Below are 11,174 nucleotides of genomic sequence, written 5' to 3' on the forward strand. Positions count from 1 at the left end.
TATCCTTTCCTAGTGCTCGTGTTCCTCTTCTTCCCCACACTCGCAGCTGAAATCATGGCTGTGTCCAAATGGTCCCGGTCCGCCGATGTAATCGCGGATCAGCTCCAGTTTATAACGGTTCATATAGCTATATGCCTTCTGAACCGTATGCCCGCTTCCCAGATAACGGGTCACGCCCGCCTTTACCAGTATCTCAAACGGTTCTTTCTCGATCGGTCCGCAGATGACTGCCTCACAGTCATGTTCTACCACCTTCTTCGCAAATACCAGATTGTCCGGATCCTGTTTTCCATAGACATGGAAAATCTGGTTCTTGTCCGCGTCAATAATCATCAAAAACGGACTCTCCTTAAAAGTCGCCGGTACCAGTCCGTCGATCTCCTCTGTCTCTGATGCAATTGCTATGTTCATTTTTTTCTCCTTGTTCTTATCAGCTTCTTATCAAAATTTGCTGATTTTTTCAGAATTTCTCGATTATTTTTAACTTTATGATACTGCAATCAAAACTCATCGTCAAGTTTTTCATGATATTGAATTTTTCCGTTCAATTTTTGCCTGTTTTTATTTTTCTTCGATGATTAGCCGCCTTTTTCCCGAACCGATATAGGGAGAAATTTCTTTTTCTATCACTGCGACGGTCAGGCAGTTCCCAAAGTATTCCGTTAATGCTTCTTTGACATTTTTCACTCTGCTTCCTACCGCATCTGCATAACCCGCTTTCTTCATAACAGCCACCGTCAGATGCTTCTGCGCCGCATTGTAAGATGCCTGAAAATCTTCCACCTCATCCAGGGCAAATAAAAGCTCATCTAATATGTGCATGGAAAGTACTTTTCCGCCGGACAGCCGGACGCTGTCATCCAGCCGTCCCTCAACCTTATCAAGTCTGGGCTTTAAACATCCGCAGGCACACGGTTCTGCAATCATCCGCCCCAGATCGCCGGTCCGATAGCGCACAAGCGGCATTCCCCGCCGCCGAAGCGTTGTCAGAACCAGCTCGCCGTATTGCCCTTCCGGAACCGGCTGTCCCGTCTCCGGATCCAGAATCTCAATCAAAAGATCCCGGTCCCGCAGATGGTAACCCGCGCGCGCCCCACACTGTACGCCGCCGCCGTAACCAGTTTCCGTCATACCCCAGTGCGTAAAGACTCGGCAGTTCCAGGTTCTTTCCAAAAAACGCTGCACGCTGACCGGCACATAATCAGCACTTAAAAGCACTGTTTTCGGGCCAAGTCCCGGCGCATGGGCTGCCAGCGCATACATCTGGCTTGGGACACCGATCAGGCAGTCTGCCCCCTCGCCGTCCCGCGCTGCCGCTTCCATATCGTGAATCAGTCCATGAACCCTCGTCTCCACCCGGATGCGCCCCAATCCTTCTTTTAAAAGTCCTCCAATCGAAAAAAATCCCGGTCCTTCCATATAAACCGTAACCCGATCGCCTGGCTTTACCATGTACTGCATCCCTGTTTCAAAGAAATCCGCCGTCTGCATCAGATCATCTTCGGTAAAAAACAGGCGCTTCGGTGCCCCTGTACTGCCGGAGGTTTTCAGCGTGATGATCCGCGCGATCTCCTTGGCTGGAACACATAAAAATGTTTCCGGCTCCGCTTTCAGTTCCTCCGGGGTTGTGAGGGGAAGTGTCCGGAAATCCGCCCATGAAAACGAATCCGGCGCGAGCCGTACATCGGAACCTGCCATTTCCCCAAGCTGTCCCCAGACGGATGTAAATTTCTTCTGATAAAATGGACTTTTCTCCTTTACATACGAAAGTGTCCGCCATAACCCGGACGGCTGCGCCGCTGCAATAAAATAACCGCAGCCCGCTTCTTTTAAAATCTTCCGTTCCGCCCCCAGCGCCGCGCAGACGGATTCCAGATTTCCATCGAAGATCTGCTGCCCGATCCACTCCGCCAATGTTCCCGACGCGTCCTGCATCTTTGCAAGCACAAATCCCGCCTCCTCCAGCCGGTCACGGATTGTTTTAGCAGACTCCAGCCGTCCCAGCATCCCGTCTAAGAAAAGCTCTTTCTTCCGGGCATACATATCGCTCATCAAAAGCCATCCTTCCGGTTTTAACACCCGGTACACCTCCCGGAGCACCGCCGCCGGTTCCGCAGCCTTGGAACAACTGCATTCCATCAGAATGATATCTGCCGTCTGATCTGGATATGGCAGTTTCTCCGCACATCCAGTCTCTATCCAGCCAGGTTCATGCACATCCGGATTCTTATCCAGGCCGGAAATCTGCCAGCCTGGGCAATGCTCAGAAAGCCAGCGCATCGTGCCGCCAGCTCCGCAGCCGATGTCGATGACGCGAAACGGCACTGCAGGATCTATAGACTCCGTATCTGCCGCTCCCGCCTCCGGTATCTCAATTCCCGCAAACTGGAACATCTGCCTCGTCAGCGCAAATCCACCGGGACGGCAGAGACTGCACTCATTTGTATCCATTTTTTTCACCTCTCCTTTCTGCGCTTCTATTATCTGCCTCTTTCCATCGGAGACAAGTAGTATGCACAGAACGGAATCTTCTTCCCGTCTTTATACACATGCAGGCTGCACTGGCGCAGGCGCTCGATATCGAGATTACCGGCATCCTGAAACGCCATGGATGTGATCGTGAAGCCGTGGCTTTTGGCACGCTTTAAGAAATCCTCCATATTTGTTATGTCAACCGGCTCTTCTTCACAGCAGCAGGATTCTGATTCGGGCTGAGTTCCGCCACAGCAGCAGTTTCCTGGTTCTGGCTGATTTCCGCCACAGCAGCAGCTTTCTGGTTCGGGCTGAGTTCCGCCACAGCAGCAGCTTTCTGGTTCTGGCTGGATTCCGCCACAGCAGCAGCTTTCTTTTTCCGGCTGGCTTTCTCCACAGCAGCACGTCTCTTCCAAATCGCGCCGTTCCCAGCGGCGTCCGACAAATTCACGGTTCTTCTCCGCCGGATCCGGACCACAGCAGCAGCCTTCGCCCTCCGGTTCTGTCTCGGTTTTTCCACTATAATTTGTCAGCGGCATCAATTTATCCCCGGGCATCACAATGAAATCTCCGTGAAATCCACACATCGGGTGATCACAGCAGGATGGCGCAATCTGTTCCTCTTTGATAAGCCCCCCACTCTGGCTGACAACCGCCTCCAAAAGTTCATCCAGCGTATAGCGGTCATCATCCGCCGGAAGCTCCGGGATACGCCCAAAATAGCTGACCGGCTGGAAATGCACGCCCCGCACATACGGCGACCGCTGAATGGCAAACCGGATGATGTCCCCGATCTGCTCCGTATTGACGCCCGGAACAATGACCGGAACAAGCGTCACGCCGATTCCATACCGGCCGCACTGCTCGATCGCCCGTTTTTTCACTTCCAGCATCGGGCGGCGCCGCAGTTTTTCATATACGGCATCGTCCACGCCGTCAAACTGCATAAATACAAACGAAAGTCCCGCATCCGCCAGACGCTTTACAAATGCTTCGTCCTCCGCCAGGCGCAGACCGTTGCTGTTTAACTGCACATATTTACAGCCCGCCTGCTTCGCATACGCCACGATCTCCGGCAGGTCGTCCCGCACTGTCGGTTCCCCGCCGGAAAGCTGCAAAAGTGTCTTTCCCAGATCCGTCAGATCGTCGATCCAGCGTTTTACCATGTCTAAGGACGGATCCTTGGTCCCGTCCGGCTCCGCAAAACAGAAGGTACAGTTCATATTGCACCGCGCTGTGATCTCCAGCAAGGTACAGCAGGTGGCGCGTCTGTGCTCCGCACACAGACCGCAGCCCGCCGGCAATTTAGATTTTCATTTTCTCCCACCGCCGGACGTTCCCCGCGCCAGTCGGCAAACTTGCGCTTATTTCTCCAGATTACACTGGAAAATGTCCCGTGATCTGGGCAGGTTTTTACCAGATATATCTGCCCGTCCCGCTCTTCCCGCTTTGCCGGAATGCGTTTTAAACAGACCGGACAGACACTGTATGTATGGCGCATTTCTTCCGGCAGGACGCCTCTATCCTGTGAATCCATTATCATCTTCCTTCATCCCCTTATCCCAATCTATATATCTCCTATTTATCTTCCAGCTCTCTCTCCACATCCGCCATACGTCCTTTTACCAGCGCTTCCGGCAGATATACCTCGCCGCACTTCGGGCAGCACAGGATCTCGGTGTGGAAATTGTGCCCCAGATAGTCAAAAAATGTGGATTTCGGCACCATCTCCACCTGACACCGGCGGCAGATGACTTTTTTCTCCAACGCCTCTTTGATCCGCTGATCTCTTCCGCCTCCATCGATCGTCGCATACTCATCACTCTCCTTCCAGATTCATGCGGTGGCTGTAGCCATTCCAGAGCCTATAACCGCCGTCCGGCAGCACCTCGTACTCTGCCCAGTAGGTCATATGCTGGATCTTCAGATGCCCGATCCGATGTCCTGTCTCCGGGTCGATAATACCGCGGTCTTCCCGCTCACAGTGTTCAATGACCTGCTCCATATCTTCGATCAAAATCTGACCCGCTGACAATTTGCGTTCCAGCTCCTTCTCAACTTCTAATTTCATGTGTGTTTCCTCTTCGATCGTCTCATTCCAATACGTCTTAAGCAGTTCCCGTTTTGCCGCCAGTCGGTTGTGCCAACGCTCTGTCACCGTCGCTGCCGGACGTCCCGCACCATTTAACCCAAACAGCAAATCGAGGATATGTACCGCCTCCTTGCCCTGTCCTGCAAAGGACTCCCGGCAGTTGACGCAGTAGGTCACATATGGCAGCTCCTCCTCTTTTGCACGGGAAGCTGTCATATAGCTTGTGTGGCTCGGAGAAGCAATCCCGATATGCCCGCCATATCCGCAGCAGCGCGCCTTTTTACCGTCATACGGCAGATTTTCCCAGACAATCCCCGCCGCATCCGCCAGATGGCGTACACTCTCCTGCAATTCCGGGTAATAGCGGCTGGCGCAGGGATCAAACAAGGCATACGACTGCGCTTGCTGGGCACTTCCTGCTTCCATTTCACCCTTTTCAGCATTGTCCGGTTCCAAAGCAGCATCTTTCTCCATGCCCCACTCTTCCATCACTTCCGCCAGAAAGACAACCGGAAGCTCCGGCAGGTATTCTTCAAACATCTTCCGGCAGTTCGGACATGCTAAAACCACTGTCGGTTCGCCAAGCTCTCTCCACTGCTGCCGCATTTTTTCCAGATGTGCCGCGTGGATGTCCACTTCACCTGCCCACTCGGCAGGTGCACCGCAGCAGGTCATCCAGATCGCCGCATCCGGCTTTTTGGAACGCAGCCACTCATACGTCCGCGTCACATAGCGCGGATCCGAACCGGCGAGCTGACATCCCGGAAAGAATGCATAGGAACTCTTCTTAACATTCTCCGGTTTCCGCGTAAGCCCCGCTTTTCCGGAGGCATATGCCATGTCGCGCAGCCAGAAATCGTGGAATGGCCACGGCATCGCGCCTTTTTTTTGCATTGCCCGCATACTGTCAAGCAGAAACTGGCTGAAATCGATATGCTGCGGACAGACTTCCTTGCAAAGCCCGCAGTGGTCGCAGGTGCTGATCAGTCTGGTCGCCCACGTACCATCGCGCGATAACGTACCGGGATGGATTGTTATGTAAACCTCTTCATACAAACGGCGCGGTGTTTTCTCATGCAGGCGCATCAGATCACAGGCACGCATACAGGCATCACACGAACACTTCTGGCAGCGCGTGATCTCCTGTATCGCCTCTTCCTCCGTATACGATTCCCCGTTTGCCGGAACCACCCGATCGGCACGCTCGATCCCTTCCGTTTGAAGCTTTAAAAGTGTCCCTTCCTTTCGAAATGGCTCATTCATGCCGCCCGTTTTCAGATACCGTTCGATCGCAAGCGAAACCGCCAGCCCATCTGCCAGCGCCTTCATGCTGTCGCCGCCTGTCAGGGAACCTCCAATGAAAACGCCCGGTGTCCGGGTTGCAAATGCGCCGTCCGGGTCCATTTCCAGACCAAAGTCCGCGCCATCTGCCCCAGTTGCCACATACACGGCATCATAGTACGCCCGGAGTGCCTCCAGATCCGTTACCGTTTTACCGAGATGGCATGAAAATTCCTCAAACTGGAACTGTGCCTCGATCTCCGCATCAAATTCCGCCGGATCCATCTGGTTTCTCGCCTGACCGCCCAGAACCATTTCCCGCTCATAAATCGTTACCTCGTACTTTTTATTGCAGAGACGCAGTGCACAGCCAAGCCCCGAAAGACCGCCTCCGACGATCGCGATCTTTTTTCCTTTCGACGGCAGGTTATACGCATTCGGTGCCTTCCGCTTCGCGTACTCGACAGTCGCCCGCTCTAAAAGCCCCATCGCGATCCCCCCGTCCAGCTTCGCACGCAGACATGCCTTCTCGCACGGATGGCTGCACAGCTTCGACACAATATCCGGAAATCCCACCGTATTCTGATAGGTCCGGTACGCCGCGTTGAAACGTCCCTTTTTCCACTTTTCTTCCAGCCCCTTGATATCCAGCCGGAACGGACAGGCTGCCTGGCAGAACGGCGGCTCGTTCTGATGGCATTTCTCCGCCAGCGTCTTCTCAAAATCTTCCAAATAGCTCACAGGGCGGACCTCCCTTCTTTTCTCCTGCATTTATCGTTACTGTTCACGCATACATGCCCAGTAACGGAATTTGCCGTGGCTTCGCATTTAAATACGGCAAATTCCTGCTGCCACCACGTTTTCTTACGGCACTTTCGGTTCCAAAAGTGCCTACCCGTGAACAGTAACCATTTATCCTCTCCCAGAATCATTTATCCCGTCCTCCATCGATAAGTAAAAATTCCAGGAGCCCATTTTAATACTTTTTATTATACACCATAACCAAAGAATATGTCTTGGCACATTCTCGCGTCGAACGCGGTCGCTTGCGCATCATTGTTCCAAGGAATTTCCTATTACACAAAAAAGCCGCTGCAAAACCTACCTCTCTAAACATAGATTCTGCAGGTTCGCAGCAGCTTTTATTTAATTCTTATTTACAATCACGCGATACGCCTTGCCGCAGCTGCCCGCTTTATGCGCAGCCACGCATTCCTCTTCCTAATCGGATTAGAACGGACGCTCAGCTGTCGGATCATCCAGGGATACGTAGAAGCTCTGGGTTCCTACCTGTACCGGATTCTCTTTGATGTTCTCCAGTTCCTCATACATATCGGAACCAAGGAAGTATTTCTTCGGCTCGTATGGTTTCTCGCCCTTTGCAATTGCATCCAGACCAGCTTTTACCTTCTCCGGAAGTGCCGGGATCTCATGGATACGTACGCCGCAGGCATTGTAGATACCATTCAGAACTGCACAGTGGCCAGATGCCTGGAATGCCTCAGAAGCACCTGAAGAACCGAACGGACCATCAGAGATAGCGCCATCAATATGAATCAGGTTGATATCATCCGGAACATCCTTGATGTAGGAAGTACCAGCGCCAAACATGTTCGCATGTTTCTTAACGTCTGCGTAGTCCTCTTTCAGGGCGAAGCCGATACCATGCATGATACCGCTGTATGCCTGACCGTTAACAGCATCGATATTACCGATACGCCCAACGAAGTCAACACAGGTGAATTTCAGAACGGTAGTCTTACCGGTCTTGGTATCAACCTCAACCTCTGCCAGGTTCAGGCAGTATGTGAATGCCGGAGTCGGGTCGCCGATACCGGTATTCGGATCCAGACGGCACAGACCCGGAGTTGTGTTGGTCTCATAACGGCCAAGATACTTGGTCTCGATGCCTTCTGCCTTCATCTCATCATAGGTACGAAGTGTACCATCTTCTTTTCTCATAGCTGCCAGAAGCTTGTTCGCTGCGATGATGGTTGCATTACCATCCATGTACAGGGAACGGCTGGCACCAGCCATACCGGTATCCGGACAGGTCTTGGTATCATTCTGAATCAGCTGGATATCTTCCGGTGTCAGATGCATCTCTTTCAGAGCTTCCAGTGTTACTACCAGAGAACCGGTTGTAGCACCCTGACCCATTGCATGCCATGTGTCGTATTTGCGAATCTTGTTGCCCGGCATAAGCTCAAGAGCAACCTCAGCACTATCGCCGCCGCCCTCAGTAACGTTGAAGCCGCCCCATGCGATACCAACGCCTCTTCTCTTCTCCGGTGTGTCAGCTGCTTTCGCATCAGCCACTGCTTTCTCATAGATTGGACGCATGGTATCCATGATCTTCTCCATCGGATACTGCGGATATACATAGCTGTTGATATTCTTATCGCCTTCACGGCAGATATTCTTATAACGGAACTCGAACGGATCCATGCCCAGTTCTTCTGCCATCATATCCATCAGCGGTTCACTGAGTGTATATGCCTGCGGAGAACCGTAGCTTCTGTAAGCAGTACCAAATGCATGGTTTACGTTGGCTACACGAACCAGACCTGCTACGTTCGGTACATTGTACGGGAAGAAGGTGAAACGTGCCGGTTTGGTCATAACGTCGTCACCGCCCCAGGAGTAAGCGCCGTGGTCCATACCGATATCAAACTCAGCAGCCAGGATCTTACCTTCGTTATCACATGCCAGACGGCCATTGGAGTATGCCGGGCAGCGTTTGCCGCTGAAGTGCTGATGCTCTTCATAGGACATGGACAGGGATACCGGCTCGCCGGTAACTACGGTACAAGCAGCACACAGTGCGATATCGCCTGCGTTTGTAGACCATCCAAAGCTTGCGCCGGTCGGGTTCATGATGATACGGTATTTATCCTTCGGTACACCAAGGCAGTTACCCAGACGTCCGATAGAGGAGTATACACACTGGGATTTACACTGAATGGTCAGCAGGCCATCATCGCCCCAGTAAGACTGAAGTACACAACCCTCGATGGAAAGATGCGGCTCACGGGAGGAGGAGAAGCTTCCTTCTACTACATGCGGTGCTTTGTCAATTAAGTCTCTTACCTCTTCTGCATCTTCCAGACCTGCTCCCTTTAATACCGGCTGCTCGCAGAAGATGTTCGGAGTATCCTCATGGATACGGATAGCATCCGGCATAACTGCATCCAGATATGTCAGATACTCTGGCAGCTGCTCGTATTCCATCGTAACCTTAGCGGCTGCTGCACGAGCCTGACGATGTGTATGAGCTACTACCATAGCGATAACATCACCGTAACGATAGATCTTCTCATCCTGAAGAACTTTACGGGATGGTGTCATAACAGTACTTCTCTCATGGAACTGACCCTCAGCCATGATGTTAGTTCCGCCTGCTGCGATGAGGTCTTTTGCTGTGATAACCTTAACAACGCCCGGCATCTTCTCAGCTTCCTCAGTATGGATAGCCAGAATCTTTGCATGATGGGTAACCTTCGGCTGAACGATAGCTGCATATAAAACGCCCTGCGGCATCTTAAGAGCCTGATCATCGCCGTAGTCGGTCAGACCACAAACCTTACCAAGTGCATCCTGACGAACAACCGGTTTTCCGTAGTAGTTGCCATCTTCCGGATTGTGGAACTTGATATCCTCGATGCTGCACTCGCCACGCATAACCTTAGCTGCAGCCATAACTGCATCTACAATCTGTTTGTATCCGGTACAACGGCATACGTTTCTTGTCTTCTGGAACCAGTCACGAACCTCTTCACGGGTCGGATCCGGGTTCTGCTCTAACAGAGCATATGCGGAAACGATGAAGCCTGGTACACAGAAACCACACTGTACAGCACCGCAGTTCATCCATGCAACCTGTAACGGATGCAGATGCTGCGGAGTACCGATACCCTCGATGGTGGTAATCTTGGAATACTCTTCTACCTGGCTGATTTTCTTGGTACAGGAACGGATTACCTGTCCGTTCAGAATGATGGAACATGAACCGCAGACACCGGTTCCACATCCAACCTTAACACCGGTCAGACCGATCCGGCGCAGAACATCTGACAGTTTATCGTTTTCCGGATCGCACATAAACATACGATCAACACCGTTGATGTTCAACATCATTTTTCTTAATTTCATGCTGTTTCGTCCTCCTTCTTTAAAATAAATAGAGCCCTGATGCTTCCGACTATCCTTCCGCATCATACCCAATACTTACGATTCCTTAGTCATCCGCGTTTTCCAGCATCTCTGCCAGATCCGCCAGATCCACGCCATAGTCCTCCAGAAGTTCTCTGGCCTTGCGGTAGGTATTCTCTACCACCTGGGGACACCGAAGTGCCTTGTTGGCCATGTTATCTCCTAAAATCGAATGACAATCACTTCCTCCATAGATTTCACCATAGTTTTCCTGAAACCAGTCTGCCAGTTCCGGTATCATCTCGCTGTATGCCGCTTCCGGCTCAAAGAGCGCCATCATCATCGCCGCACCGGTCAGAGCTCCGCAGGTCAGCCCGCTTCTGACTCCCAGACAGAGTGCTGCAGATGCCTTCAGAAGGCTCGGGTTCTCCTCGCCCTTAAGGGTAAGTCCCAGTGATACAAGTGCCTGACTGCAGCAGCTTCCCGATAAAAGCAGCTGGTTCAGTTTTTTAATATCCGGCTCCATCCGCACCTCCTGTTCTTAGAAACACAAAAAGAAAAGCGGCACCGCCTCTGAAAAGACAGTACCGCTTAACATATCCGAGTTTGTATATACATCTGCACCTATAGATATGGATACACCTATATCTATACCTATCTGCCAGCACATATATACCCTATCTATACAAGAAGCCTGACAGCTTCCCGTATCCATCGATGTAAAGCGAATCTCTCTTTCTTTTCAAATGCGGAAGGCACTTCCATTTCCAGATGTACCCATTGGCCTGACTGCATACGGTTTCCCGCTTAGCAATTTCGGCTCGAAAAACAGATTGTTTCTATTTTGGTTTTGATACCTCTATGGTACTCTGCTTTTCATCGAAAGTCAATCTCATTTTTCATAATTTTGAAATTTTTTACATCGACAGGACACTTGTTCGCCCCTTATTTTACCTCAATACGGGATTTTCAACATGCTATTTTACCCTTGTAATATCTGTTTACTTACAAGATTTCAGCATAACTTCCGTTCAAATATTGTATTATTTGAAGATTTGTATTCTTTCTTTCTACTATTTGATCGAGTATTTTTTTTAAAAATAACGATCCACACACTTTTATAATTTTTCATTTTCATTTGTTTTAAACGTGAATTTTCATTTGTTTTAAACGTGAA

General features: G+C 51.1%; 8 protein-coding genes and 1 riboswitch. All 8 genes read right to left on the reverse strand.

From position 1 onward, the window contains the following. Nucleotides 1–9: 9 nt before the first annotated feature. A complete protein-coding gene (locus DWX76_RS11790; protein ID WP_022360477.1) occupies nucleotides 10–411 on the reverse strand; it encodes a NifB/NifX family molybdenum-iron cluster-binding protein in 402 nt (133 codons plus the stop codon). A 150-nt stretch (nucleotides 412–561) separates the two neighbouring features. After that, complete coding sequence (locus tag DWX76_RS11795; RefSeq protein WP_118570750.1) at nucleotides 562–2,451, reverse strand: DVU_1553 family AMP-dependent CoA ligase; 1,890 nt, start codon at nucleotides 2,449–2,451, stop codon at nucleotides 562–564. Nucleotides 2,452–2,480: 29 nt separating this feature from the next. Beyond that, nucleotides 2,481–3,695, reverse strand: coding sequence for a radical SAM protein (locus tag DWX76_RS11800; protein WP_207664895.1), 1,215 nt, complete (start codon nucleotides 3,693–3,695; stop codon nucleotides 2,481–2,483). Continuing rightward, a complete protein-coding gene (locus tag DWX76_RS14080; protein ID WP_207664896.1) occupies nucleotides 3,692–4,009 on the reverse strand; it encodes a hypothetical protein in 318 nt (105 codons plus the stop codon). The genes DWX76_RS11800 and DWX76_RS14080 overlap by 4 nt, the downstream gene beginning before the upstream one ends. 41 nt (nucleotides 4,010–4,050) lie before the next feature. Then, entirely contained in the window at nucleotides 4,051–4,239 is a 189-nt protein-coding gene (locus tag DWX76_RS11805) for a DVU_1557 family redox protein (protein ID WP_118570751.1), read from the reverse strand. 52 nt (nucleotides 4,240–4,291) lie between these two features. Beyond that, entirely contained in the window at nucleotides 4,292–6,586 is a 2,295-nt protein-coding gene (locus DWX76_RS11810; RefSeq protein WP_182429786.1) for a pyridine nucleotide-disulfide oxidoreductase/dicluster-binding protein, read from the reverse strand. Between the two features lie 489 nt (nucleotides 6,587–7,075). Continuing rightward, nucleotides 7,076–9,997, reverse strand: a complete 2,922-nt coding sequence (locus tag DWX76_RS11815) for a molybdopterin-dependent oxidoreductase (RefSeq protein ID WP_022359117.1) — start codon at nucleotides 9,995–9,997, stop codon at nucleotides 7,076–7,078. Between the two features lie 85 nt (nucleotides 9,998–10,082). After that, complete coding sequence (locus tag DWX76_RS11820) at nucleotides 10,083–10,523, reverse strand: DVU_1555 family C-GCAxxG-C-C protein (protein ID WP_107000907.1); 441 nt, start codon at nucleotides 10,521–10,523, stop codon at nucleotides 10,083–10,085. Nucleotides 10,524–10,716: 193 nt separating this feature from the next. Then, a riboswitch (molybdenum cofactor riboswitch) is annotated at nucleotides 10,717–10,836 on the reverse strand. Nucleotides 10,837–11,174: the final 338 nt, after the last annotated feature.

The sequence above is a fragment of the Clostridium sp. AF21-20LB genome, assembly GCF_003478795.1.
In the GTDB taxonomy this organism is placed as follows: domain Bacteria; phylum Bacillota; class Clostridia; order Lachnospirales; family Lachnospiraceae; genus Otoolea; species Otoolea fessa.